The sequence below is a fragment of the Thioalkalivibrio sp. ALMg3 genome (assembly GCF_000381225.1).
GTDB classification, from domain to species: Bacteria; Pseudomonadota; Gammaproteobacteria; order Ectothiorhodospirales; family Ectothiorhodospiraceae; genus Thioalkalivibrio; species Thioalkalivibrio versutus.
The window spans coordinates 125376-149584 of record NZ_KB906224.1; the positions used below are offsets into that span (position 1 = coordinate 125376).

The 24209-nt window shown below is 66.8% G+C and carries 24 protein-coding genes and 1 other RNA gene; 20 read left to right on the forward strand and 5 right to left on the reverse strand.

The window, feature by feature from the left end; all coding sequences use genetic code 11:
* Positions 1-37: 37 nt before the first annotated feature.
* Positions 38-280: a hypothetical protein gene (locus tag F622_RS14290; protein WP_332881455.1), complete on the reverse strand. Its 243-nt coding sequence runs from the start codon at positions 278-280 to the stop codon at positions 38-40.
* On the opposite strand from F622_RS14290, the gene F622_RS14120 reads away from it, so the two are divergent.
* From F622_RS14120 to F622_RS0107945, 5 genes are all read left to right on the forward strand, one after another.
* Positions 170-550 carry a hypothetical protein gene (locus F622_RS14120; RefSeq protein ID WP_332881454.1) on the forward strand — a complete coding sequence of 127 codons (381 nt, stop codon included), beginning with the start codon at positions 170-172 and terminating at the stop codon, positions 548-550. The two genes, F622_RS14290 and F622_RS14120, sit on opposite strands and share 111 nt — an antisense overlap.
* Positions 551-698: 148 nt before the next feature.
* A complete protein-coding gene (locus tag F622_RS0107930) occupies positions 699-2384 on the forward strand; it encodes a TolC family protein (protein ID WP_019571658.1) in 1686 nt (561 codons plus the stop codon).
* The gene (locus F622_RS0107935; RefSeq protein WP_018168246.1) at positions 2384-3784 is read left to right on the forward strand and encodes a multicopper oxidase family protein; all 1401 of its coding nucleotides are present in this window, start codon (positions 2384-2386) and stop codon (positions 3782-3784) included. Before F622_RS0107930 ends, F622_RS0107935 begins: the two co-directional genes overlap by 1 nt.
* Positions 3785-3897: 113 nt before the next feature.
* On the forward strand, positions 3898-4269 hold the full coding sequence (locus F622_RS0107940; RefSeq protein ID WP_018144488.1) for a copper resistance CopC family protein: 372 nt from the start codon (positions 3898-3900) through the stop codon (positions 4267-4269).
* Between the two features lie 3 nt (positions 4270-4272).
* On the forward strand, positions 4273-5181 hold the full coding sequence (locus F622_RS0107945; protein ID WP_019571659.1) for a CopD family protein: 909 nt from the start codon (positions 4273-4275) through the stop codon (positions 5179-5181).
* 23 nt (positions 5182-5204) lie between these two features.
* On the opposite strand, the gene F622_RS0107950 is transcribed toward F622_RS0107945, so the two are convergent.
* Complete coding sequence (locus F622_RS0107950; protein WP_019568165.1) at positions 5205-6326, reverse strand: S1C family serine protease; 1122 nt, start codon at positions 6324-6326, stop codon at positions 5205-5207.
* Positions 6327-6368: 42 nt separating this feature from the next.
* Here F622_RS0107950 and F622_RS0107955 point away from each other — a divergent pair, with 42 nt between their 5' ends.
* The 6 genes from F622_RS0107955 (at position 6369) to F622_RS0107980 (ending at position 11347) form a co-directional block, all read left to right on the forward strand.
* Positions 6369-7118 carry a Nif3-like dinuclear metal center hexameric protein gene (locus tag F622_RS0107955; protein WP_019568164.1) on the forward strand — a complete coding sequence of 250 codons (750 nt, stop codon included), beginning with the start codon at positions 6369-6371 and terminating at the stop codon, positions 7116-7118.
* Between the two features lie 316 nt (positions 7119-7434).
* Positions 7435-8037: a ubiquinol-cytochrome c reductase iron-sulfur subunit gene (gene petA / locus F622_RS0107960; RefSeq protein ID WP_026287943.1), complete on the forward strand. Its 603-nt coding sequence runs from the start codon at positions 7435-7437 to the stop codon at positions 8035-8037.
* Positions 8037-9446: a cytochrome b N-terminal domain-containing protein gene (locus F622_RS0107965; RefSeq protein ID WP_018168241.1), complete on the forward strand. Its 1410-nt coding sequence runs from the start codon at positions 8037-8039 to the stop codon at positions 9444-9446. Before petA ends, F622_RS0107965 begins: the two co-directional genes overlap by 1 nt.
* Positions 9446-10189 carry a cytochrome c1 gene (locus F622_RS0107970; RefSeq protein ID WP_018168240.1) on the forward strand — a complete coding sequence of 248 codons (744 nt, stop codon included), beginning with the start codon at positions 9446-9448 and terminating at the stop codon, positions 10187-10189. Before F622_RS0107965 ends, F622_RS0107970 begins: the two co-directional genes overlap by 1 nt.
* Before the next feature lie 106 nt (positions 10190-10295).
* Positions 10296-10922 carry a glutathione S-transferase N-terminal domain-containing protein gene (locus F622_RS0107975; protein ID WP_018144481.1) on the forward strand — a complete coding sequence of 209 codons (627 nt, stop codon included), beginning with the start codon at positions 10296-10298 and terminating at the stop codon, positions 10920-10922.
* Complete coding sequence (locus F622_RS0107980) at positions 10919-11347, forward strand: ClpXP protease specificity-enhancing factor (RefSeq protein ID WP_018144480.1); 429 nt, start codon at positions 10919-10921, stop codon at positions 11345-11347. Before F622_RS0107975 ends, F622_RS0107980 begins: the two co-directional genes overlap by 4 nt.
* Positions 11348-11415: 68 nt before the next feature.
* On the opposite strand, the gene F622_RS0107985 is transcribed toward F622_RS0107980, so the two are convergent.
* The 3 genes from F622_RS0107985 to F622_RS0107995 are packed head-to-tail and all read right to left on the reverse strand — an operon-like array spanning position 11416 to position 15025.
* Positions 11416-12798, reverse strand: coding sequence for an FAD-binding oxidoreductase (locus tag F622_RS0107985; RefSeq protein WP_019571660.1), 1383 nt, complete (start codon positions 12796-12798; stop codon positions 11416-11418).
* Between the two features lie 10 nt (positions 12799-12808).
* Positions 12809-13165 carry a YraN family protein gene (locus F622_RS0107990; protein WP_018144478.1) on the reverse strand — a complete coding sequence of 119 codons (357 nt, stop codon included), beginning with the start codon at positions 13163-13165 and terminating at the stop codon, positions 12809-12811.
* Positions 13166-15025 (reverse strand): penicillin-binding protein activator, encoded by a 1860-nt coding sequence (locus F622_RS0107995; protein ID WP_019571661.1) that lies wholly within the window; start codon positions 15023-15025, stop codon positions 13166-13168.
* A gap of 78 nt (positions 15026-15103) precedes the next feature.
* Between F622_RS0107995 and rsmI the strand changes: the two genes are divergently transcribed.
* From rsmI to mraY, 9 genes are all read left to right on the forward strand, one after another.
* On the forward strand, positions 15104-15943 hold the full coding sequence (gene rsmI / locus F622_RS0108000; RefSeq protein WP_026313091.1) for a 16S rRNA (cytidine(1402)-2'-O)-methyltransferase: 840 nt from the start codon (positions 15104-15106) through the stop codon (positions 15941-15943).
* A gap of 297 nt (positions 15944-16240) precedes the next feature.
* Positions 16241-16592, forward strand: an RNA gene (gene rnpB / locus F622_RS13530) — RNase P RNA component class A.
* Positions 16593-16878: 286 nt separating this feature from the next.
* Positions 16879-17319, forward strand: coding sequence for a division/cell wall cluster transcriptional repressor MraZ (gene mraZ / locus F622_RS0108005; protein ID WP_018144475.1), 441 nt, complete (start codon positions 16879-16881; stop codon positions 17317-17319).
* 5 nt (positions 17320-17324) lie between these two features.
* Positions 17325-18251 (forward strand): 16S rRNA (cytosine(1402)-N(4))-methyltransferase RsmH, encoded by a 927-nt coding sequence (gene rsmH, locus F622_RS0108010; protein ID WP_018168235.1) that lies wholly within the window; start codon positions 17325-17327, stop codon positions 18249-18251.
* Complete coding sequence (gene ftsL, locus F622_RS0108015; protein WP_018168234.1) at positions 18251-18535, forward strand: cell division protein FtsL; 285 nt, start codon at positions 18251-18253, stop codon at positions 18533-18535. Before rsmH ends, ftsL begins: the two co-directional genes overlap by 1 nt.
* Positions 18523-20238, forward strand: a complete 1716-nt coding sequence (locus tag F622_RS0108020; protein ID WP_018939016.1) for a penicillin-binding protein 2 — start codon at positions 18523-18525, stop codon at positions 20236-20238. Before ftsL ends, F622_RS0108020 begins: the two co-directional genes overlap by 13 nt.
* The gene (locus F622_RS0108025; RefSeq protein ID WP_019571662.1) at positions 20235-21776 is read left to right on the forward strand and encodes a UDP-N-acetylmuramoyl-L-alanyl-D-glutamate--2,6-diaminopimelate ligase; all 1542 of its coding nucleotides are present in this window, start codon (positions 20235-20237) and stop codon (positions 21774-21776) included. Before F622_RS0108020 ends, F622_RS0108025 begins: the two co-directional genes overlap by 4 nt.
* Positions 21773-23143, forward strand: a complete 1371-nt coding sequence (gene murF, locus F622_RS0108030) for a UDP-N-acetylmuramoyl-tripeptide--D-alanyl-D-alanine ligase (protein WP_038096236.1) — start codon at positions 21773-21775, stop codon at positions 23141-23143. The genes F622_RS0108025 and murF overlap by 4 nt, the downstream gene beginning before the upstream one ends.
* Positions 23124-24206 (forward strand): phospho-N-acetylmuramoyl-pentapeptide-transferase, encoded by a 1083-nt coding sequence (mraY, locus tag F622_RS0108035; protein WP_018176146.1) that lies wholly within the window; start codon positions 23124-23126, stop codon positions 24204-24206. Before murF ends, mraY begins: the two co-directional genes overlap by 20 nt.
* Positions 24207-24209 lie beyond the last annotated feature (3 nt).

Genomic DNA, 24209 nt, shown 5'->3' on the forward strand with positions numbered 1-24209 from the left:
GCTCCCTACGGGGGCTGTGGGTTGTGGTAGGTTGATGTCAGGTTATAGGGGGCGCGACGCCCCTCGAGACGAGGTTCGGACCGACGTGAAGCGAGTCTTCTACCGACTGCTGTGCTGGATGCTGGTGCTGGCGATTGCCGGCCTGCCGGCGCTGGCGGCGGCCGTGGGAATGGAAGACGGTCACGCTGGGCACACGATGCATGGCGCCCAGTCCAAGGGCGATGCCGAGCACGGGGTGCACGATCACGGGCACGACGCTGCCCATCACCACCATGCGCATGGCGACCGGGCGGGCCACGCCGCGTCGCCGCATCATGGTTCGGACCATGCGTCTTCGTCGGGACACTCCCAGGTCAGCGAGCTGCTCGTGCATGCCGATTGCGTGGACGCGGCCTGTCTGGCTGCCTGCGCCGCCTGCAGCCATTGTCAGGGCATGCCGTCCATCACAGGCATGGTTGTCCTGACGACAGTGGCGCAGGGCGCAAGCCTGCATTCTTTCCAGAGCGGTCCTTCCGCGGTCGCGTTGCACCGCCCTCCAATCCTCTCCTGATCCCGTAATGCCGGCCGTTTGGCCGGTTCCTGCCCGAGTGCTGCCTGGGTGTCCCCCGGCAGCGGGTAGAAAGGCCGTGTCGTGCGCTTGAGCGCGGTTCGGAATCGAGTACGGAATCAAGGAGATTTTCACGATGCGAGCAACCCGATTGCTGCTCCCCGTGGTGTCGGTACTGTTTCTCGCCGGTTGTGCGGTTACCGCGCCCGAGCTGGACCGGTCCGATCTGATGGAGGACCTCTCGGTGCAGGGGATCGACCTGCCCGAGTCGGAGATGCCCCGACCCTCCGGCGAGCTGACGCTCGACGAGGCCATTCACCAGGCCATCTGGCGCAACCCGCGCATGCAGCAGGCTTATGCCAAGCTGGATCTGACTGCGGCCGACGTGGTCGAGGCCTCCCAGTTTTCCAATCCATCGCTGTCGCTGTCGGTCATGCGCCCCGAGGGTGGCGGTGGCAACGAGTACGGCGTTGGCCTGGCCTGGGGGATCTCCGGGCTGCTGATGCGCGGCTCGCGCCAGGAGATGGCGCAGTCCCACTGGGAATCCACCCGTCTGCAACTGGCCGAGGGGATGGTCGCGTTGGCCAGTGACACCGAACGCGCCTGGTATGACGCGGTGGCCGCGCGCCAGCGTGCCGAGGTGCAACGCCTGGAGAGCCGGGCCGCGGATCTGGGCGCACGTTTGGGCGAGCGCTTCTATGACGCCGGCAATATCTCGGACCTGCAGCGCGCCCACCTGCGCATCCGGGCGGCCGAGTCACGGCTTAAGCTCGAGGATGCCCGACAGCGCGAGCGCGAGGCGCGGCTGCGCCTTGCGCATTTGATGGGGCTGCCCGGACAGGTCCATGACTGGGAGTTGCCGACCGCGCTGCCGCTGCCGCTGGCAGAGGTCGAGGAGCGCCAGGCCCTGGTGGATCAGGCCCTAGAACAGCGCTTGGACCTGCGCGCGCTGGATCATGCCCTGGAAGGGCTGACCGAGGGTGTGGCCCTGGTACGACGGTATCGCTGGATGGGTGATATCGAGCCGGGGTTGGAGTTCGAGCGCGAGGGCGACGGGACCCGCCTGTGGGGTGGAGGTATCTCGTTCACGCTGCCGATCTTCAACCAGAACCAGTCCGGCATTGCCCGCGCCGAGGCCCGGCTGGCGGACGGCGAGGCCCGCCGCGCATCGCTGGTGCAGGTGATTACCAATGACGTGCACCAGCACTTCGAGCGTCTGACCCACCACCGCAACCGTTTCGGCGTGCTGCAGGACGACCTGCTGCCGGCTCGCGAGTTGGCGACCGAGCGGCTGCAGGAGCGCGTGAACTTCATGTTCGACGATGTGTTCGACCTGCTCGCGATCAAGCAGGAGGAGCTGGCGGACTGGCAGAAGGCGGTCGCGGCCCTGGGTGACTACTGGCAGGCGCGTGCGGCGCTGGCGCATTCCGTCGCCGGTGAATTGCCGGGCGGCGAACCGGGCAGTGCCGGCAAGTTCGACACCGCGCAGCTGGAGCACGACCCGGCGCCCATGGACCACGGGTCCATGGGGCATGGCGATCACGGCGCGATGGATCACGGTGCCCCTGGCGCCATGGATCATGACGGCGATGAAGGTCATTCCGGTATGGATCACGGGGCCCATGACGGGGTGGATCATGGCGAAGGCCACGAAGGCCACGAAGGCCACGAAGGCCACGAAGGCCACGAAGGCCACGAAGGCCACGAAGGCCACGAAGGCCACGAAGGCCACGAAGGCCACGAGGGTGACGAGGGTGACGAGGGTCATTCCGGCATGGATCACGGAGATCACGACACCCCTGAGCATTCCAACCACGGGCATGGAGGGCATCACTGATGAAACGCCGTAACTTTCTGATTGCCGCCAGCGCCCTGCTGCCGGCGACCACCCTGACGCGGGTGATGGCCGAAACCGGCCACGAGCACCACAACCAGGGCGATCACACGCCGGGCGAACGCACCGAGCAGGGCTACATGCCGGTGCACACGCCTAATGGCTGGACGCTGCCGTACCAGATGAACGACGGGGTGAAGGAGTTTCACCTGGTGGCCGAGGAGATCGAGCACGAATTCGCGCCCGGTTCGGTGGCCAAGTGCTGGGGCTACAACGGCACCACCCCCGGGCCGACCATCGAGGCGGTGGAGGGTGATCGTGTCCGCATCTACGTGACCAACCGGCTGCCCGAGTACACCTCGGTGCACTGGCACGGTATCCACCTGCCCTCGGGCATGGACGGGGTGAAGGGCGTGACCCAGCCGCCGATCCACCCGGGCGAGACCTTCGTCTACGAGTTCGAGCTGAACCAGCACGGCACGCACATGTACCACCCGCATGCCGACGAGATGGTGCAGATGGCGATGGGGATGATGGGCATGTTCATCATCCACCCGAGGGATGGCGAGATCGAGCCGGTGGACCGCGACTACGCGATCCTGTTGCACAACTGGGGACTGCATCCCGGTACGCGCACGCCGGATCCGTCGATCATGGTGGACTTTGACCTGTGGTCGATGAACTCGAAGGTGTTCCCGGCCATCGACTCGCTGGTGGCGAAGTCCGGCGAGCGGGTGCGTATCCGCATGGGCAATCTGTCGATGTGGAACCACCCGATGCACGTGCACGGGGTGTCGTTCGAGGTGACCGGCTCCGATGGCGGGCGCTGGCCACGCAGCCAGTGGCGCAAGGAGACCACCGAGATCGTGGCGGTCGGCCAGACCCGCGATATCGAGTTCGTCGCACCGCCGGGCGACTGGGCGTTCCACTGCCACATGTCGCATCACACCATGAACCCGATGGGCCACGGCATTGCCAACCCGCTAGGCGTGGATCAGTCCGGTATCGAGGAGGAGATCCGCTCGATCCTCCCCGGTTACATGGCGATGGGCGAGCACGGCATGGCCGATCACCAGGAGCATACCGACAGCGGTCACATGACCGGCCCGGAGAACACCCTGGCGATGGCCATGGGACAGGGGCCCTTCGGCAGCATCGGTATGGGCGGGATGTTCACCCTGATCAAGGTCCGTGACGACCTGGAGCCGGGTGACTTCCGTGACCCGGGCTGGTACTGGCATCCGGAGGGCGAGGTCGCCTGGATGGTCAGCGATGACCCGGACTTCGGCAATCCGGTTCGCCGCGGCAAGCTGGCCGGCGAGGGCTCGGATGCGCTGCCGACCCCCAGCCGCGACGCGAACGGCCATGGCGGTCACGGGGGGCATGGAGGTCACGACCACTAGTCTCCGGTATGGAACCGGCCGGAGGGTCCATTCGGACCCTCCGTGTTACCCACACCTGTTTCCACGCAACGTTTGCCACACAGCAAAACGACAAAACGACAAGAGGACACGACATGCAGACCAAGAGCACGATCCACAACACCACCCGAGCCGCCCTGGCGGCCCTGCTGCTGGCCCTGGCCATGCCGCTGCTGGCCCATGAGGGCGATTTGGGCAGCACGCCGGAGGACGGCGCCACCGTGCAGGGCTCGCCGGAGGAGATCGGCATCGAGTTCGATGGCGCGATGCGCATTACCCAGTTCGACGTGACCGGCCCCAACGGCCGTGTGAGGATGGCGAATCGGCCGGGCAACGAGCCGACCGAGCGCTATTTCGTGGAGCCTGCGGAGCCGCTTCCGGCCGGTAGCTATCAGGTGCGCTGGCGCGGTCTGGCGCGCGACGGGCACATGATGTCCGATGGCTTCCGCTTCACGGTGGAGGACTGATCCATGGCCTGGATGTCGGCACTCGCCGGGGTGGAGGCCTGGACCGTTGCGATGATTCTCGTGATGGCCGGGTTCTACCTCGGGGCCCTGCTGGCGACCGGGGCAGTGCTGTTCCGCCTGGCGTTTCCGGGGCTCCCCGATCCGGATCGCCGGGTGCTCGCCCGGACGGGGGCGGTCGCGGCCTGGGTGGCAATCGCCCTGGCCATGCTGCAGTGGCTGTTGCAGGCCGGGTATCTCGGGGGCGGCACTATCGCCTCCGCGATGGACCCCATGCTGCTGGGGATCGTGTTCGAGGGCGCGCAGGGCACCCGCTTGATCCTCGCGGTGACGGGCCTGCTACTGGTCCAGGCGATCCTGCTGGATGCCCGGCGTCTGCCGGGGGTGGGCTATGGCCTGAGCCTGGCCGGGGTACTGCTGGTGATGTTCGCCTTTGTGCAGGTGGGGCATACCGTGGGCGAGCCTCGTCTTCTGTTGGCCGGCTTGCTGATCGTGCATCTGCTGGCAGCCGCCTTCTGGGTTGCGTCGCTGGCGCCGCTGTACCGGCTGGCCGGGCACCCACCCAAGGCTGCCGATGCCGCGCGCATCCTCGCTCGTTTCGGGCAGGTCGCGATGGTTGGGGTCGGATTGCTGGTGTTGGCGGGGGTGGTTCTCGCCTGGTGGTTGCTGGGTGGCATCACGCCGTTGCTGACCACCGGCTATGGCCAGTTCCTGATCGGCAAGGTGCTGATCGTCGCACTGCTCCTGCTGCTGGCGGCCGCGAACAAGTGGCGGCTGGTACCGGCCTTCGAGCGCGGCGAAGCGGGAGCACCGCGGCGTCTGCGGCGCAGCATTGCGCTGGAGGGTGCCCTGGTGGCGTTGATCCTGCTGCTGACCGCGGTACTGACCACGGTCAGCTCGCCGGCCAACGGCTGAGAAAGACCCCGGGTGGGTGTTGCCTAGATCGGGCGCTGGACGACAGTCGCCGAGAGTTCGATGTCCTCGCCCTCACGCTGGATGTGGATGTCCAGGGTTGCGCCCGGCGCGGTGCGGGCGATCGCGTTGAGGGCCTCGCGCGGGGTGTTCACGCTGCTGTCGTCGAGGTGGGTGATGACGTCCCCCGGGCGGATGCCGGCGTCTTCGGCAGGGCCTTCGCGCAGGATGCCCGCCACCAGTACGCCGCGCGGGGCATCCAGGCCGAAGGATTCGGCCAGTTCGCGGTTCATCGCCTGGACCTCGATCCCCAGCCAGCCGCGGGCGACAAAGCCCTGTTCGATGATGTCGGTCATCACGCTGCGCGCCAGGTCCACGGGGATCGCGAAGCCGATGCCGTGGGAGCCGCCGGAGCGCGAGAAGATCGCCGTGTTAATGCCGATGACCTCGCCGCGGGCATTGATCAGCGCGCCGCCTGAATTGCCCGGGTTGATGGCCGCGTCGGTCTGAATGAAGTCCTCGAAGGTGTTGATGCCAAGCTGGTTGCGTCCGGTGGCGGAGACAATGCCCTGGGTCACGGTCTGGCCGACCCCGAACGGATTGCCAATGGCCAGGACCACGTCACCCACCTGCAGGTCGCTGGAGTGACCCACCGTGGCCACGGCCAGATCCGGCACCCGCACGCGCAGCACGGCGAGGTCGGTGTCCGCGTCGATGCCGATGATCTCCGCGGGATGGGCCTCGCCGCCGGGCAGCACGATGGCGATGGCATCGGCCTCCTCGATCACGTGGTGATTGGTGAGCACGTGCCCCTGATCGGTCATGATGACCCCGGAGCCGAGGCTGGACTGTTCCTGTTCGCCCGGTGGCAGTTGCTGGCCAAAGAACTCGTGCAGGCCGAAGCCGGACGGGCGATCGATGGTGCGCGAGGTCATGATGTTGACCACCGCGGGTGCGGCGCGGCGCACGCCGTCGGCATAGCTGGCCGGCGCGCCGGTTGCGGCAGGCGCAGCCACCGGCTCGGCGACCCGCAGCTCGGCACCTGGGTCGCCGCGGCCGAGGATCTCGGGGAAGAACACTGCGATCACCACCGCCAGGGCGATACCGGTCAGCGCAGCTTGCAGCAGGAAGCGGGAGAAATTCACCATATGCCGAATATACCGAATCATCGCTCAACAGGGGATCCCGCCGTGGTCGATCGCGACGAACTGATGCAGGCACTCAATGCGGAACTCGAACCGGAGCGCTTCCGCGACTACTGTCCAAACGGGCTGCAGGTCGAGGGACGGCGCGAGATCCACCGGATCGTCAGCGGGGTGACCGCCTCGCTGGCGCTGGTGGAGGCGGCCGTGGAGACCGGGGCCGACCTGATCCTGGTACACCATGGCTACTTCTGGAAGGGCGAGCCGCAGGAGGTGACCGGCATGAAGCGGGAGCGCCTGCGGCAGTTGCTTGCGCATGACATCAATCTGGTGGCCTACCATCTGCCGCTGGATGCCCATCCGGCACTCGGCAACAATACCCAGCTGGCGGGACGCCTGGGGTTCGCGATCGACGGCGTATTGCGCGAGGACGGTGTCGGCCAGATCGGAACCCCCGCCCGACCGCTGTCGGCGCCGGACATGCAGGCGCACATCAGCAATGTGCTGGGGCGCGAGGCCCTGTGCGTGGAGGCCGGCGATCACCCGATCCGGCGCATCGCCTGGTGTACCGGCGGGGCGCAGTCGCTACTGACCGAGGCGGCGGCCCTGGGGGTGGATGCCTATGTCAGTGGCGAGATCTCGGAACAGACCACCCACGAGGCGCGCGAGCTTGGGGTGCATTACTTCGCCGCCGGGCACCATGCGACCGAACGTTACGGGGCCCAGGCCCTGGGGCAGTGGTGCGGGGAGCGTTTCGGCCTCGAACACGAGTTCATCGAGATCGACAATCCCGCCTGAGCGATGTCGCCCTCACGGGCCGCGCGCTGCGAGATTGTGGTGCAGAATGTGCGGTTTCGGGGCGTTGGCAGCGCCCGGAACAAGCAAATTTATAATCAACTGCTTATAAGGTTTTCGGGGGCGTGAGACCGAGTGCAATGCTCGGTCTTAAGGCGGCAATCTACTTGACCTTATTAGCGTGTTCGGGAATTCTATCGCATTTTACAGCCCGCCCAGATGGGTATTCGCGCGTGCGGCAAGCCCCTTCGCGTGCCAGCCGCGCCTTCCTTTGCGGCCGCGGGAACACGATTTCAACACGTTGTTTGGAGAGACAAACATGGCAAACCAAGGCGTAAACCGAGGCCGTCGCCGGTTCCTCGTCGCCGCGACATCCGTCGTAGGCGGAGCCGGGGTCGCCGCAGTCGCGGCCCCGTTCCTGGCGTCCTTGCAGCCCAGCGCGCGCGCTCAGGCAGCCGGGGCCCCTGTCGAGTTCGACGTGGCCGCTGTCGAGCCGGGTCAGCGTGTCAGCGTCGAGTGGCGTGGCCAGCCGATCTGGGTAGTGCGGCGCACCGACGAGATGGTTGCCGGTTTGGCCGAGGTGGCCGATCGCCTGCGCGATCCCGACTCCGAAGTGGAAAGCCAGCAGCCGGAATATGCGCAGAACGAGTATCGCTCGCGCAAGCCGGAGATCCTGGTCGTCATCGGTATCTGCACCCATCTGGGCTGCTCGCCGAGCTACCGCCCGGAGATCGGCGATCCCGAGATGGGTTCCGACTGGCAGGGCGGCTGGCTGTGCGGTTGCCACGGTTCGCGCTTCGACCTGGCCGGTCGCGTGTACCGCAACATGCCCGCGGCGACCAATCTGGTGATCCCGCGGCACATGTATCGGAACGATACCTTGCTAGTCATTGGTGAAGATGAAGACGGGGAGGCGATCTGATGGCCAGCAATCCTGATACCAAGATCCAGGGCGGTGTGCTGGGCTGGGTGGACGCCCGCTTCCCGCTCTCCCAGATGTGGAACGAGCATCTGGCGCAGTACTACGCACCGAAGAACTTCAACTTCTGGTACTTCTTTGGTTCCCTGGCCCTGCTGGTGCTGGTCATCCAGGTGGTCTCCGGCATCTTCCTGACCATGTTCTACAAGCCCGACGCCGAACTCGCGTTTGCGTCGGTCGAGTACATCATGCGCGATGTGGAGTGGGGCTGGCTGATCCGCTATATGCACTCCACTGGCGCCTCGATGTTCTTCGTGGTCGTCTATCTGCACATGTTCCGGGCATTGCTCTACGGCTCCTACAAGAAGCCGCGCGAGCTGATCTGGATCTTCGGTGTGCTGATCTACCTGGTACTGATGGCCGAGGCCTTCGCCGGCTACCTGCTGCCGTGGGGTCAGATGTCCTACTGGGGCGCGCAGGTCATCGTGAACCTGTTCCAGACGATCCCGTACATCGGGCCGGACCTGGTGACCTGGATTCGCGGTGACTTCCTGCTGTCCGACGCCACGCTGAACCGCTTTTTCGCACTGCACGTGATTGCCCTGCCGCTGGTGCTGATCATGCTGGTGGCCGCGCACATCATCGCGCTGCACGAAGTGGGTTCCAACAACCCGGACGGCATCAACATCAAGGACCACAAGGACGAGAATGGCATCCCGAAGGATGGCATCCCGTTCCACCCCTACTATTCCGTGAAGGATCTGGTGGGCGTCGGCGTGTTCCTGATGGTCTTCGCCGTGATCATGTTCTTCTTCCCGACCGGTGGTGGCCTGTTCCTGAAGGCCGACAACATGATCCCGGCCGATCCGCTGGTGACCCCGGACCTGATTCCGCCGGTCTGGTACTTCACCTCGATGTACTCGGTCCTGCGTTCGGTGCCGGATCCGTTCCTGGGTGTGATGGCGATGGGCGCCGCGGTGGTGATGCTGTTCTTCATCCCCTGGCTGGATCGCAACCCGGTCCTGTCGATGCGCTATCGCTCGTTCGCGGCCAAGTTCAACCTGGCGGTGTTCGTGGTGGCCTTCGTGATCCTCGGATGGCTGGGCCTGCAGCAGGCCACCAGCGAGGTCAGCGAGATGAGCCTGCGCTTCTCCACGGTCTACTTCGCGTTCTTCTTCGTGCTGTGGTTCCTCAGCAAGGAACGGTCCATGGTCTTCAGCCTGATCGCGTTTGCCGTGGTGGTGGGTATCTACTCCTTCTACGACATCCTGCGCTTCGACCCCGATAGCGCGGGCCTGCTGATGTGGTCCTGGCTGATTCCGACCGTGTATCTGTTCGTGACCATGGTGGTCCCTGCCTTCGCACGTGGCCTGGGCCGTGACCGTGCCGTTCCGGAAAGGGTGACTTCGTAATGAAAACGCTGATTGCAACTACATTCCTGGCCGCTGCGGCTTTGTTCACCGTCCCGGCCGCCTCGGCGGCCGGGTACGACGGTGACCTGGAAAAGGCCAACATCGACGTGACCAACGAGGCCTCGTTGCAGCGCGGTGCCAACCTGTTCATGAACTACTGCATGGCCTGTCACTCGACCGAGTACATGCGCTACAACCGCGTGGGTCGCGATATCGGCCTGACCGAGCAGCAGGTGGAGGAGAACTTCATCTTCATCACCGACGAGGCCGGTGATCCCGTTGGCGTCGGTTCGCTGATGACCAACGCCATGAGCGAAGACTATGGCGAAGAGGCCTTTGGTGTGGTCCCGCCGGACCTGACCATGACCACGCGCATCAATGGCGAGGACTGGGTCTATACCTTCCTGAAGAGCTTCTACATCGACGAGTCGCGCCCGCTGGGCGCGAACAACGAGGTGTTCTCCAACGTCGGCATGCCCCACGTGCTGTGGGAACTGCAGGGCTGGCAGGAAAAGGTCGTCGACGAGGATGGTAACGAGCGTCTCGAACTGGTGCGCTCCGGCCAGATGACGCCCAGCGAGTACGATCGTGCCGTGCGCGACATCGTGACCTATCTCTCGTACATGGGCGAGCCGATGCAGTTGGACCGTCAGCGAATTGGCCTGTACGTACTGATTTTCCTCGGGATCTTCACGATTCTCGCCTACTTCTTGAAAAAGGAGTACTGGAAAGACGTACACTAGGCGGCATGAACCGTAACCGGCGCGCCGATCAGGGACGATCGCGCGCCGGTGTTATTGACCGTCTGCCCGGCACCGGAAACCGTTCGGCCGGGCTAGGGAGAAAGCCATGGCGCTGGTCGCCAACCGTCGTTCCGTTATGACCCTGTTTTCTGCTCACGACTGCGTGCGTTGCCACCGGGTGCGCATCATCCTTGCGGAGAAGGACATCGCCGTGGATGTCGTCAATCTCGGGCCCGATGAACTGCCCGAGGATCTCTCCGACCTGAACCCGTACAACGAGGTCCCGACCCTGGTGGATCGCGACCTGGCCCTGTACGGCACGCACGTCATCACCGAGTACCTGGATGAACGCTTTCCGCATCCGCCGCTGATGCCGGTGGATCCGGTCTCGCGGGCGGCGGCGCGGCTGGCGCTTTATCGCGTGGAGCGTGACTGGTACGAGGGTCTCGATGCCGTCAACCAGGCCTCCGGCTCCGGCTTGACCAAGGCGCGCAAGATCCTGCGCGAAAGCCTGGTCAGCTCGGCCGAGATCTTCGAGCTCAAGCCGTATTTCCTGAGCGACGAGTTCTCGATCGTGGACTGTGCCATCGCCCCGGTGATGTGGCGGCTTCCCGCCGTGGGCATCGATCTGACGGCGTTGCCGCAGGCGATTCAGGAATATGCCGATCGCGTCTGCAAGCGTGAATCGTTCCAGGTGAGTCTGACCGAGGCCGAGCGCGAGCTTCGCCTGTGACTTCGTCGCGCCCCTATCTGCTCCGGGCTCTGTGGGAGTGGGTTACGGATAACGGCTTCACGCCGCATCTCCTGGTCGACGCCACAGTCGAAGGGGTGATCGTTCCGGAGGCGTTCGTCGACCAGGGCAAGATCACGCTCAACGTCGGTCCGACCGCAGTGCAGGCCCTGAACATCGGTGACGAGGCGGTGGCCTTCTCGGCCCGGTTCGCGGGCAGCCCGATGGATGTCTTTGTGCCGATGCAAGCAGTGCTCGCGGTCTACGCGCGCGAGAACGGTCAGGGGATGATGTTCGGCAGCGAGCCGGGGCCCGGCCCCGACGACGACGGTCCGGGCACGCCTCCGGACGGCTCTGGTGATGACGGGGGCGGGGAGGATTCGCCGGCCCCGAAGCGCAAGGGTCCGGCACTGAAGGTCGTGAAGTAGGGCCCCTTCCGGGGCCCTTTTCTTTTCCGGGCCCTGCTGGGGAGGGGATTCCCTTGCCCGGTACCTGGCTAGGCGGGTCCGCCGGGCGCCTTGCCCGGGTTCAGGATGTTGTCCGGGTCGAACGTTCGCTTGATGCCGGCCATCAGTCCCAGTGCCACCGGGTCCAGTTCCCGGCTGATATACGGTCGCTTCACCAGCCCGATGCCGTGTTCGCCCGAGAGCGTCCCGCCCAGCGACAACACCAGGGTGAAGACGCCGTCCAGGCAACGCTCCGCCGCCGCGAGTTCCGCCGGGTCATCCGGGTTCACCAGCAGGTTTACATGAATGTTGCCGTTGCCGGCATGGCCGAAGTTCACGATCTTGATGGCGTGTTCCGCGGCCAGCCGGTCGAGCCCGGCAATCAGGTCGGGAATGCGCGAGACCGGCACGACCACGTCTTCGTTGATCTTTTTCGGCGCCACCGTGCGTAACGCGGGTGACAGGGCCTTGCGCACGGCCCAGAGCGCCTGGGCCTCTTCCGGGGTGTCGGCGCTGAGGGTCTGCACGCAGCCTTCGCCCTCGGCCGCGCGCCGGATGCCGGCGGTGGTGGCCTCGATGCCGGCTTCGGTGCCATCGGTCTCGATCATCAGGATCGCGCCGGCAGCGGCGGGCAGGGGGCAATCCGGCGCGTAGGCGCGGATCATCGTGATCGCGGAATGGTCCATGAACTCCAGCGCCGACGGGACCTCGGCGCGCGCCATCAGCCGGGATACGGCCCGGGCCGCGGCGTCGACATCGCGGTAGACCGCCTGGATCAGGCGGGTCGCTTCCGGCTTGGGTGTCAGGCGCAACGTGGCCTCGGTGAGCACGGCCAGGGTCCCTTCGGATCCGATCAGCAGACGGGTGAGGTCGTAGCCCACCACCCCCTTGGTGGTATGGACGCCGGTGCGGAATGCCTCGCCGGTTCCGGCCACGCCGGATAGGCCCAAGGTGTTGTCACGCGGGGAGCCGTACTTGACCGCGTGCGGGCCGGCAGAGTTATAGGCGAGATTCCCACCGAGCGTGCAATAGGCGCTGCTGGTAGGGTCCGGCGGCCAGAAGAAGCCCGTGGCGCCTGCCGCCTGCTGGATCTCGCCGTTGGTGGCGCCCGGCTCCGCGATCAGCCAGCGATTATCCGGATCCACCTCCAGGATGCGGTTCATGTGCTCGAATGACACCACCAGCCCGCCATGGTCCGGGACCGCGGCACCGGTGGTGCCCGTGCCGCGTCCGCGGCTGGTTAGGGCCACGCCGAGGCGCCGGCAAAGGCGCACCAGCTCGCGCACCATATCGGCGTCCCGTGGGAAGGCGACGGCGTCGGGCACCGCATGCAGCTTCGAGTTGTCGGCACCGTAGGTCCAGCAGTCCGCGGGATCGAGCAGACGATCGCCGGGCGCCAGGAGCTGTTCCAGTTCGCGAGCCAGAGGGGTCATCGGTGGGCGCTCACGGGGTGGATGCCTGGATGGCGTCCTGCAGCCATTCGATCCGGTCCTGGCCATCCAGGGTCATCACATCAAAGCGGACCGGGCCGTTCCAGGCGCTTTCCTGCAGATACGCCTCGGCCACCCGCAACAGGCGTTCACGCTTGCGCCGGTCGATGCTCTCTGCGCCGCCCCCAAAGCCCGGATGGCTGCGCTTGCGTACTTCCACCAGCACCAGGGTATCGTCCTCGAGTGCGACCAGGTCGAGCTCGCCGTAAGGGCGGCGGACGTTACGCGCACGGATCTGCAGCCCGTGTGCCTCCAGGTAGTCCGCGGCTCGCTTCTCGGCGGCCTGCCCCGAGGCACCCGGGCGAAACACTCAGGACCCTCCGGCGTGTACGTCGATGCGTCGGGGCTCGCCGCCCTCGAAGCGCGCCCAGGCCGGTTCTCTCACCCACTCGTGGTTGAAGGGGTTCAGGCTCCAGGTGCCAGCGCCGCCGGTTAGCTGATGATGGGGGGCGTTGCGAATCCCGTCCTGGCGCAGGCTCAGGCGCATCGCGTCCATGCCCAGGGCGACAAACCGGGGGAGTGCCTCGTCGCGCGCTTGTTCGTCGTCCGCCAGGGGGCTCACCCGGTCGAACAGCCGGGGGGTATCGGGGAACACGATCCCGTTGAGATCGGCGTCGCGATTGGCATCCGGGCGTCCGGAATAGACATGGGGCGTGGCCATCATCGGGAGTTGGCTGGCCCGGTGGAAATGGAGATGCGGCACGATGCGCCGAACTTGCGGCGCCGTGCCGGCAATGAAGATGTGGTCCACATCCGCGCGCACCTGAGGGTCGCCTTCCAGTTCCAGCCCGGTCCGGCGTGCCACATCGCGAATGCGCGCCTCGCTCTGCTGGATGCCGAGTGCGTTGCCAATGGTGGCGTTCAGCTCCCCAGCGCTGGGCTGGATGCGAATGACGTCTCGCGGGCGCCGGTCCTCGTCGGCCAATGCCGCCCGGAAGGCACTTGCCACGCGATCGCCGAAGGCCCCTTCCGGCAGGAGCACCAGCGGGTGATGCCAGCCGGCGCGGGCCGCCCGGTCGGCCACCGCACGGGCATCCTCTTCCGGATTCAAGGCCAGCGTTGTGAGTTCGCTGGGGGTCGAGACTTCCGTGCGGTTCAGCAGGATGGTCGGGAGGGTCTGATCGCTAGCGGCCACCTGGCTTACCGACTCACGCCGCAGCGGACCGATGATGCGCGCGACGCCGGAGTCCACGCCACGCCGGTACAGGGCGGCCGCGCCGTCCGGCTCGCCGCGCGTGTCGCGCACGATCAGCCGGCCGTTGCCGCCACCCTCCGCGTAGTAGGCGCGGGTGATTCCGTCGAGTATGGCGTTGCCCAGTGCGGCCAGGTCGCCCGACAGTGGCAGCAGCACCAGGGTGTCCCCAGGCGCGTCCGCGACCAGCGGGTGGCTGGCGACGAGTTCCGGTAGCAGGCTGTTGGCCGGATGCGCGGGATGGCGCTCGCGCCACAATCCGGCGGCCAGGTGCGCCTGTTCCTCGGTATCGGCGGCGCGCAGCAGTCGGAACAGGCTGACCCAGGCATCCCCATCCGGCGGGTGGTTGCCCACGATCCGGTCGCGCTGGGCCGGGCGCAGGGCTGCGAGCAGCCCCCATATGCGTTGCTGATTCTCGGCGTGTGTGTCGGGCTCCATGATCAGCAGGCGGTCCAGGCGCAGCCGGGTGTCCAGGGCCTGATACCATTGGCTCTCCTGTTCCAGCATCCGGGCGTGCAGGGCAAGCCCCTGGCGATAGACCTCCGGGGTTCGCGTGGGGTCGTCCGGGTCGTCTGCACCCAGTCGTTCGCGGGCGAGGTCCCAATCCCGTTGCGCTGCTGCGAGTCGCGCCCCTAGAAGGCGGGCTTCCTGGGTGTCACGCGCGGCGTCGGGAAGCTCGGCCCACAGGGCTTCGGCCCGGTCCAGCTGGTCCGGCGTCGCGGGATCGAGCGCCAGCACGGCCTCGATGGCGCGGCGCACGAGGTCGGGCTCCGGCCGCGAGCGGGCCTCGCTCAGCAGCAGGCTGGCGCGCACCTCGGGAGGCAGTTCGGCCAGGTCCGGCCGCACCTCGGCGTCCGGGGTCGGCTCCGGATCCGGGCGCGGCGTGGCACAGCCCGCCACGATGGCCGTGGCCAGCAGCAACAGGGCAAGACGGGACAGGGGCCGGGTATGCCCGGCGCGTTCGGGGATTCGGGTCACGATAGCGGTTCGTCAGCGAATGAGGAGTCAGTATTGAAAGCGCATCAGGCCGTGTCAACGAACTGGGGCACGTTGTGGGTGGTGGCTACCCCGATTGGTAATCTTGGAGATATGAGCCCGCGGGCGGGCGAGGTCCTCGGTCGGGTGCAGCGCATTGCGGCGGAGGATACGCGACACAGCGCCGGGCTGCTGGCGCATCTGGGCGTGCACACGCCGCTGGTCAGCCTGCACGAGCATAACGAGGCAGAGCGTATTCCCTCGCTGCTGGAGGCGCTGAGGGCGGGGGAGTCCGTCGCGCTGATTTCCGATGCCGGCACGCCGCTGGTGTCGGATCCGGGTTTTCGGCTGGTGAGGGCGGCGCGCGAGGCCGGGTTGGATGTGCGCGCCGTACCGGGTCCCAGTGCGCCTCTGGCTGCGCTGGCGGTTGCCGGGCTGCCGTCCGACCGCTTCTGCTTCGAGGGCTTCCTGCCGCATGCCGCCGGGGCGCGCCAGCGGCGGCTGGAGGCATTGCTGGTCCAGCCGGTCACCACCATTCTGTTCGAATCGTCGCATCGTGTTCGCGCGGCCGCCGCCAACCTGGCGCAGCTGGCACCGGGGCGGGAGGTCTTCCTGGCGCGAGAGTTGACCAAGCAGTTCGAGGAACACTATCGCGGCCCCGCCGGCGAACTGCCGGCCTGGCTGGATGCCGACAGCAACCGCACCCGCGGCGAGTTTGTGCTGATCCTGGGCCCGGCGCCCGCGCCCGACACGGGGGGCGAGGCCGACATGCCCCTGTCCGACGAGCACGAGCGCCTGCTCGCGGCACTGCTGCATGAACTCCCCCTTAAACGCGCGGCCCGCCTGCTCTCCGATGCCACCGACCTGCCGCGCAACCGCGTCTACGCCCGCGCCCTGGCCCTCAAGGACGCCGGAGGATAGGACGGTTTGGGTCCGCAATGAAGCGTGCGCAGACACGCAGCGGATCAAGGTAAGAAGCCATCGGCAGGAAGGTTTGGAAGAACGGAAATAATCATTGTTGGCGGGGATGGCTGGCTGCGTTCCGGCATCGTGGCGATAACCCTGTCGTTCGTTGAATTGATTGCCTTCCGATCGTCCCCTCTTCCTGGGGGCTGCTCTTGACGTCCTTCGTGTCTTGGTGTGCTTCGTTGTGGACGGAGGCCGGCAGGCCGTTGAAAAGGCTTGCGTTCGCGCACGCGGCGGCGTACAAGGAGCGCGGGAGTCGGCCAGGCAGTCGCTGCATCCTCGGATGTGGAGGAAAGTCCGGGCTCCATAGGGCAGGACGCCAGGTAACGCCTGGGCGGCGCGAGCCGACGGAAAGTGCCGCAGAAAATATACCGCCGATGGTCCGGTTCGCCGGGTACAGGTAAGGGTGAAATGGTGCGGTAAGAGCGCACCGCGCGACTGGTAACAGTTCGTGGCAGGGTAAACCCCGTCCGGAGCAAGGCCAAATAGGGGTGCATGGTGTGGCCCGCATCGCACCCGGGTAGGCTGCTCGAGGCGTCCGGTGACGGACGTCCCAGATGAATGACTGTCCTCGACAGAACCCGGCTTACGGCCGGCTCCCACTTTTTCCCACGATCAAGCCCCCGCGGCCGCCCCGGTCTGCGCGTACACGGCTGTGTGTGCGGCAAACTTGTAAGGTGATGCATTAAGTTTGAGCCTCAACGCGAGGCTTTTAATACCCTTCTCCCCGCTCTTTCGTCCGCCTCGGGGTGGATGCGCTAAGTCTCTGTGATTCAACGCTTATTTTTCGTTTTTCGGGGTCGATTTTCTTGACTCTGGAGGATGCCCGTACCTATAGTGTCGGAAAGTGGGTCAAAGTGGGGAAAGGTGGGTAACCACCGTTATCAGCGATGTTTCGAGGCGTTAGCCAGCTCAATCTGGATGCGAAGGGCCGCCTGGCCATGCCGGCGCGGTATCGCGACGACCTCGCTGCGAGCTGCAACAGTCAGCTGGTGATCACGGTTGATCCCTCCCGCTGCCTGCTCTTGTACCCGTTCCCCGAGTGGGAGCGCATTGAGCAGAACCTGATGTCCCGCCCCAACATGAATCCCAAGGTGCGCAATCTGCAGCGCCTGCTGGTGGGCCATGCCACCGAGTGCGAGCTGGACGGCAGCGGCCGCCTGTTGCTGCCCCCGCCCCTGCGTCAGTACGCCGGCCTGGAAAAGCGGGTGGTGCTGCTGGGCCAGGGCAAGAAGTTCGAGATCTGGGGCGAGGCCGCCTGGGAGGAGACCTGCGCCCAGGTGCTGGGGGGTGACGTGGATGATGAAGCGCTCGAGTCCATCGCGTTGTGACGGACATGGAAGCCGTCTCCCACATCCCGGTGCTGCGCGACGCGGTGCTGGAGGGCCTGGCCGTGCGCGCTGACGGCTTTTACGTCGATGGCACCTTCGGCCGCGGTGGACACAGCCGGGCGATCCTGGATCGCCTGGGCCCGGACGGCCGGCTGCTGGCCATGGATCGCGATCCGGAGGCCGCCACGGCGGCCGCCTCGTTTGCCGATGATCCGCGTTTTGCCTTCGAGGCCGCGCCGTTCTCGACCATGGCCGCCACGCTGGAACGGCGTTCGCCGGACCGGGGTCCGGACGGCGTCTTTCTGGACCTGGGCGTGTCCTCGCCCCAGCTGGATACGCCCGAGCGCGGATTCAGTTTTCAGCACGACGGCCCGCTGGACATGCGCATGGATCCGAACAGCGGCGAGAGCGCGGCGGAGTGGCTGGCGCGGGCCGACGAGACCGAGATCGCGAATGTGATCTATCAATACGGCGAGGAGCGCCACTCGCGGCGCATTGCCCGGGCCATTGTGGCTGCACGCACCGAGGCACCCCTTAGCCGCACCGGCGAACTGGCCGAAATCGTTCGCCGGGCGGTCCCGAAACGCGAGCCCGGAAAGCACCCGGCCACTCGAACCTTCCAGGCGCTGCGCATCTTCGTGAACGCGGAGCTGTCCGAGCTGGAGCAGTGGCTGGCGACGATCCCCGATGTGCTCCCGCCTGGTGCGCGGCTGGTGGTGATCAGCTTCCATTCACTGGAAGACCGACTGGTAAAGCAGGCCCTGCGCAAGCCGGTGTCCAGCGTGCGCCTGCCGCGCGGCCTTCCGGTGATGCCGGAGGAGCCGGAGCGCAAGCTGCGCCCGGTCGGCAAGCCGATCCATGCCGATCGCGAGGAGCAGCGCATCAATCCGCGTTCGCGCTCGGCCGTGCTGCGTGTCGGGGAGCGACTCTGATGGTTGCGCGCGGGCTCCTGGCGGTGGCGCTGGCAACCGGGGTGTTTGCCTCGGCGGTTGGGGTGGTGGCGGCCAAGCATGAGTCGCGCCAGGCCTTTATCGACCAGCAGCAGGCATTGAGCCAGCGCGATGTCCTGAATCTCGAGTGGACGCAGTTGCAGATCGAGCAATCGACCTGGGCGACCCAGGGCCGGGTCGAGGAGCAGGCGCGCGAGCGTCTCGACATGATTCAGCCCGATTCGGATCGCATCGTGGTGATCGGGGGTAGCTCGTGGGCGCGCTGAAGCGGCAGATCAGTGGTGGCCGTCTGAAGGTCGTGATCGCCGTGTTCGCCGTCGCGAGCGCCGCGTTGCTGTTGCGCGCCGTCGATCTGCAGGTCCTGGAGCGCGACTTCCTGACCAAGCAGGGCGAGCAGCGCCAGGTGCGCACCCTGACCGAGTCCGCGAACCGCGGCATGATTACCGACCGTCACGGCGAACCCCTGGCCATTTCGGCCCCGGTGCAGACCGCCTGGGCCAACCCGCAGGACTTGATGGGCCAGCGCGAGCGCTGGCCGGATTTGGCCGCGGCGTTGGAGGTGGAGCCGGACTGGCTGGCGGAGCGTATCGAGGCGCGTGCCTCGCGCGAATTCATCTACCTGCGCCGCCAAATGTTGCCGGATCAGGCCGAGCGCGTAGCGGCCCTGCGCATCCAGGGCGTCGGCCTGACCCGCGAATTCCGGCGTTATTACCCGCATGGCGAGGCCACCTCGCATGTGCTGGGCTATACCAATATCGACGATCAGGGCCAGGAGGGCGTGGAACTGGCCTTTGACCAGTGGTTGTCCGGTCATCCGGGCGCCAAGCGGGTGCTGCGCGACCGTTATGGCCGCAGCATCCGTGATGTCGCCAGTATCCGCCCCGCGCGTGACGGCAACACCCTGGCCCTGACCTTGGATCAGCGCCTGCAATATCTGGCGTACCGCGAACTGAAGACCGCGGTCGCCGAACACAATGCCCGTGGCGGCTCCGCTGTCCTTCTGGACGCCCGCAGCGGCGAGATCCTGGCGCTGGTCAATCAGCCCGGATTCAACCCGAACAATCGCGGTGCTATCCGTTCCGATCGCGCCCGCAACCGGGCCATCACCGATACCCTGGAGCCCGGTTCGGTGATGAAGCCGTTCACCGTGGCGGCCGCCCTGGATGCCGGGGTGGTGGACGTCAACGCCACCCTGGAGACCGGCCCGGGCACCATGCGGGTGGGGCGCCTGACCGTGCGCGACCTGCGCGACTACGGGACGATCGACCTCACCACCCTGATCGCCCGTTCGAGCAATGTCGGGGCCACACAGCTGGCTTTGGATACCCCCGCGGATCGTTTCTGGAAGACCCTGCATCAGGCGGGCTTCGGGCAGGCGCTGGGTACCCATTTCCCGGGCGAGGCCACGGGGCGTCTGCGCGATTTCACCACCTGGCGCGAGGTCGAACAGGCCACGCTCGGTTATGGCTACGGGCTGTCGCTGTCGCCGTTGCAGATGGCGGCCTCCTACACCGCCTTTGCCAATGACGGCGAGCGGGTGCCGGTGCGTCTGGTGCGCACCGCCGACGATCTGCGCGAGTCGGCGCAGGTGATGACTCCGCGTACTGCCCGCCAGGTGCTGGCAATGATGGAACATGTGATCGGTACCGAGGGCACCGCGCGCCAGGCGGCGATCGACGGTTATCGCGTGGCCGGCAAGACTGGTACCAGCCGCAAGAGCGGTCCGGGCGGTTATACCGAGGACCGCTATTTTTCGAGTTTCGTCGGCCTGGCCCCGGCCTCCGATCCGCGTTTTGTCATGGCCGTGGTGATCGACGAGCCGGATGCCGGCGTCTACTACGGTGGGGCGGTCGCGGCGCCGGTGTTCCGTAATGTCGTCGGTTCGGCCCTGCGCATGTTCAACGTGCGCCCGGACGCGATGCCGGAGGTCCCCATGCGCCTGGCCGCGGATCACGAGGGGACGCCATGATGGCCGCCCGTGATACCCGAGGCGGGGCCGGACCGGTGCTGGGCGATTTGTTGCCGGCCGATCTCCTGCGCCCCGACCTGGCGGACTTGCCGGTCGCCGACCTGGTTCAGGATAGCCGCCGGGTCGCGCCCGGCACCGCCTTTGTGGCCCTGGCCGGCACGCACGGCCATGGGCTGGCGCATGCTGCCGATGCCGTGGCACGGGGTGCCGGCGTGATCCTGTGGGACGAGGCCGGAACCCCGGAAACATTCCCTGCTGTGCCGATGCTCCATGTGCCGGGCCTGCGGGAACGGCTGCCGCAGATGGCGCGCGGATTGTTCGGTAGCTGGCCGGAGGCGGCCCCGCTGGTGGCGGTGACCGGTACTGACGGCAAGACCTCGGTCACGCACCTGATCGCGTTGGCCCTGGAGACCCTGGGTCGGCCCACCGGTCTGATCGGCACGCTCGGCGTCGGGCGACCGGGCCACTTGGTGGATACCGGACACACGACCCCGGGCGTACTGGACCTGCATCGCCACCTGGCCGAGCTGGCCGCGGCCGGTTGTGGTGCCGTGGCGCTGGAGGCCTCCTCGCACGGTTTGGCACAAGGGCGCCTCGCCGGAGCCCCGATCAGCGTCGGGGTGCTCACCCGGCTGAGCTCCGATCACCTCGATTTCCACGGTAGTCAGGAGGCGTATGCGGCAGCCAAGGCGCGGCTGTTTGTCTGGCCTGGCCTGCAAACGGCGGTCCTGAATATCGATGATGCCTTTGGACGCCAGGTCGTGCAGCATCTGCCGGCGGGCGTTCAGGCCCTGACCTACAGCGCCCTGGGCGCACTCGCCGATCTGCGCGCCCGAGACGTGGAGGCCACAGCCGAAGGGCTGCGTTTCACCCTCGAGGCCGACGGCCGGGCCTATCCGGTTCGTTCCACCCTGTTCGGCCTGTTCCAGGTCGGCAATCTGCTGGCGACCCTCGCCACCTTGCAGGGCCTCGGGGTAGAGCGCGAGGAGGCAATCGCGGCAGTCGCCGAACTCCCCGGCGTGCCCGGCCGCATGGAGCGCTTCCCGCTCGCTAACGGGGCCTTGGCGGTGGTCGATTACGCGCATACCACCCAGGCCCTGGAGGCTGCATTGCAGGCGCTTCGACCCCATGTACGCGGGCGCCTGAGCGTGGTGTTCGGCTGCGGCGGCGACCGCGATCGAGGCAAGCGCCCGGCAATGGGCCAGGTGGCCTGCCGGGAGGCCGACGTGATCTTCGTGACTGATGACAACCCGCGCGGAGAAGACCCGGCCGAGATCCGCGCCGAGATCCTTGCCGGCTGCGCCGATTCCGCCGAATGCCACGAGATTGGCGATCGCGCAACGGCGATTGCCAGTGCGCTGGCCGAGGCCGTTGCCGGGGATGTGGTGCTGGTGGCCGGTAAGGGTCACGAGACGACCCAGGAGATCCGCGGCCAGCGCTATCCGTTCAGCGACCGCGAACAGGTGCAGGCCCGGGCGTGCCGGTACCCGCAGGACATGCGTGGCCAGGACCGCGCGATCAGGGGGGAGGGACAATGATTCGAATGACCAGCCAGGAACTGGCCGAGGCGGTCCATGGGCGCCTGCAAGGGGTGCCCGACACGGCCTTCGAGGGCGTGTTTACGGACACTCGCGAGCCGCGCCCGGGAGCGCTGTTCATCGCGTTGAAGGGGCCGAATTTCGATGCCCACGCACAGGTCGGTGCCGACCTGCCGGCGGCCGTGCTGCTGGTGGAGCGGGCGCTCGATGTGCCACAGCCGCAGATCATCGTGGCCGATACCCGCGAGGCCCTGGGCCGCCTGGGCCGCCATTGGCGGCGCCAGAGCCGCGCGCGGGTGATTGCCCTGACCGGCTCCAATGGCAAGACCACGACCAAGGAGATGCTCCGCTGCATCCTTGAGGGGGTTGGGTCGGTGCATGCCACCGCGGGCAACCTGAATAACGAGATCGGCGCGCCGCTGACATTGCTGGCGATGCCCTGTGAAGTCGACTACGCGGTCATCGAACTGGGCGCCAATCATGCCGGTGAGATCGGGCGCATGGCGCGCTGGGTCGAACCGCAGGTCGCCATGATCACCAATGCCGGTCGGGCCCATCTCGAGGGCTTCGGCAGCGTGGAGGGCGTCGCCCATGCCAAGGCCGAGATCTACTCCGGTCTCCCGGCCCAGGGCGGCACCGCGGTCATCAATCTGGATGATCCGTTTGCCGACTACTGGCTGTCGCTGAACGAGCATCACCACTGCCAGCGCTTCTCGCTGGAGGGTGGCGGCGAGGTGGAAGGCATGTGGCAGGCCCCGGACCGGCTGCGTCTGTCCATCCTCGGCGCCGTCCGCGATCTGCGCCTGGCCGGCCCCGGTCGCCACGTCGCAGCCAATGCCGTGGCGGCCGCGGCCGCGGCGAACGCGGTCGGTATCGGGATTGACCGAATCGTCGACGGGCTCACCCGTTGGAAGCCGGTGCGCGGCCGTCTGCAGGAGCTGTGGCACGTCAGCGGCGCGCGGATTTGGGACGACAGCTACAACGCCAATCCGGACTCGCTGCGGGCCGGGCTCGAGGTGCTGGCGGCGATGCCCGGTCGGCGCATCCTGGTGCTGGGTGCCATGGGTGAACTGGGCGCCGCCACGCCGGCGTTGCACCGGGAAACCGGGCACCTGGCCCGCGCGGTGGGTATCGAACACTGCCTGGCGCTGGGCGATGCCGCGCGCGACAGCGCCGAGGGCTTTGGCGACGGCGGCGAGTGGTTTGCCGACCACGCCGCGCTGCGCTCGCGCCTGGAGGACCTCCTGGGGGAGGGCACCACGGTCCTGGTAAAGGGCTCGCGCAGCCAGCACATGGAACAGATCATCGAGGGGCTGGACCTGGCCTCGTCAGCGCCGGAGGTGGCGAATGCTGTTCGCGCTGACTGAATACCTGAGCCAGTTCTATTCCGGCTTCACGGTCTTTCAGTACCTGACCGTTCGCGCCATCCTCGGGGTGGTTACCGCATTGGCGATCGCGCTGTTGATCGGGCCGGCGATGATCCGCCGCCTTACGGTCGGCAATGTCGGCCAGCAGATCCGCGATGACGGTCCCGAGTCGCACCTGACCAAGGCCGGCACGCCGACCATGGGTGGTGCCCTGATTCTGGTGGCAGTGGCGGCGGCGACCCTGCTGTGGAGCGATCTGACCAACCGCTTCGTCTGGCTCGTGCTGCTGACCACCCTGGCGTTCGGCGCCGTAGGTGGCTGGGATGACTACCTGAAGCTGCGCTACGGCAACAGCAAGGGTCTGTCGGCGCGCGCCAAGCTCCTGTGGCAGACGCTGTTCGCCCTGGTCGCCGCGGGGGTGATTATGTACACCGCGCAGGGGCCGGTGGAGACGACCTTCTACCTGCCGGTGTTCAAGGACATCCAGTTCAGCCTGGGCTGGCTGTTCATCCCGCTGGTCTGGCTGGTGGTCGTGGGGTCCTCCAATGCCGTGAACCTGACCGATGGGCTGGATGGCCTGGCGATCATGCCGGCGGTGCTGGTGGCCGGCGCCCTGGGCGTGTTCGCCTACGCGGCGGGCCATGCGGTATTCGCCGACTACCTCGGTATTCCGGCGGTACCCGGCGTGGGCGAGGTGGTGATCTTTACCTCCGCCCTGGTCGGCGCCGGGCTGGGATTCCTGTGGTTCAACACCTACCCGGCGCAGGTCTTCATGGGCGACGTCGGGGCGCTCGCGCTGGGCGCGGCCCTGGGCATGCTGGCGATCATCACCCGTCAGGAGATCGTGTTGCTGATCATGGGGGGCATTTTCGTATTGGAGACGCTTTCGGTGATGCTCCAGGTCGCCTCTTTCAAGCTCACTGGGCGGCGAATCTTCCGCATGGCGCCGCTGCACCATCACTTCGAACTCAAGGGCTGGCCGGAGCCGCGCGTGATCGTGCGTTTCTGGATCCTGACCGTGGTGTTCGTTCTTGTCGGTCTTGCGACCCTGAAGGTGCGCTGATCC

Coding starts and splice junctions, on each gene's coding strand:
- F622_RS14120 (WP_332881454.1), top strand. CDS start 170: ATGGAAGACGGTCACGCTGGGCACACGATGCATGGCGCCCAGTCCAAG.
- F622_RS14290 (WP_332881455.1), bottom strand. CDS start 280: ATGCGCATGGTGGTGATGGGCAGCGTCGTGCCCGTGATCGTGCACCCC.
- F622_RS0107935 (WP_018168246.1), top strand. CDS start 2,384: ATGAAACGCCGTAACTTTCTGATTGCCGCCAGCGCCCTGCTGCCGGCG.
- F622_RS0107940 (WP_018144488.1), top strand. CDS start 3,898: ATGCAGACCAAGAGCACGATCCACAACACCACCCGAGCCGCCCTGGCG.
- F622_RS0107945 (WP_019571659.1), top strand. CDS start 4,273: ATGGCCTGGATGTCGGCACTCGCCGGGGTGGAGGCCTGGACCGTTGCG.
- F622_RS0107950 (WP_019568165.1), bottom strand. CDS start 6,326: ATGGTGAATTTCTCCCGCTTCCTGCTGCAAGCTGCGCTGACCGGTATC.
- petA (WP_026287943.1), top strand. CDS start 7,435: ATGGCAAACCAAGGCGTAAACCGAGGCCGTCGCCGGTTCCTCGTCGCC.
- F622_RS0107965 (WP_018168241.1), top strand. CDS start 8,037: ATGGCCAGCAATCCTGATACCAAGATCCAGGGCGGTGTGCTGGGCTGG.
- F622_RS0107970 (WP_018168240.1), top strand. CDS start 9,446: ATGAAAACGCTGATTGCAACTACATTCCTGGCCGCTGCGGCTTTGTTC.
- F622_RS0107975 (WP_018144481.1), top strand. CDS start 10,296: ATGGCGCTGGTCGCCAACCGTCGTTCCGTTATGACCCTGTTTTCTGCT.
- F622_RS0107985 (WP_019571660.1), bottom strand. CDS start 12,798: ATGACCCCTCTGGCTCGCGAACTGGAACAGCTCCTGGCGCCCGGCGAT.
- mraZ (WP_018144475.1), top strand. CDS start 16,879: ATGTTTCGAGGCGTTAGCCAGCTCAATCTGGATGCGAAGGGCCGCCTG.
- rsmH (WP_018168235.1), top strand. CDS start 17,325: ATGGAAGCCGTCTCCCACATCCCGGTGCTGCGCGACGCGGTGCTGGAG.
- ftsL (WP_018168234.1), top strand. CDS start 18,251: ATGGTTGCGCGCGGGCTCCTGGCGGTGGCGCTGGCAACCGGGGTGTTT.
- F622_RS0108025 (WP_019571662.1), top strand. CDS start 20,235: ATGATGGCCGCCCGTGATACCCGAGGCGGGGCCGGACCGGTGCTGGGC.
- murF (WP_038096236.1), top strand. CDS start 21,773: ATGATTCGAATGACCAGCCAGGAACTGGCCGAGGCGGTCCATGGGCGC.
- mraY (WP_018176146.1), top strand. CDS start 23,124: ATGCTGTTCGCGCTGACTGAATACCTGAGCCAGTTCTATTCCGGCTTC.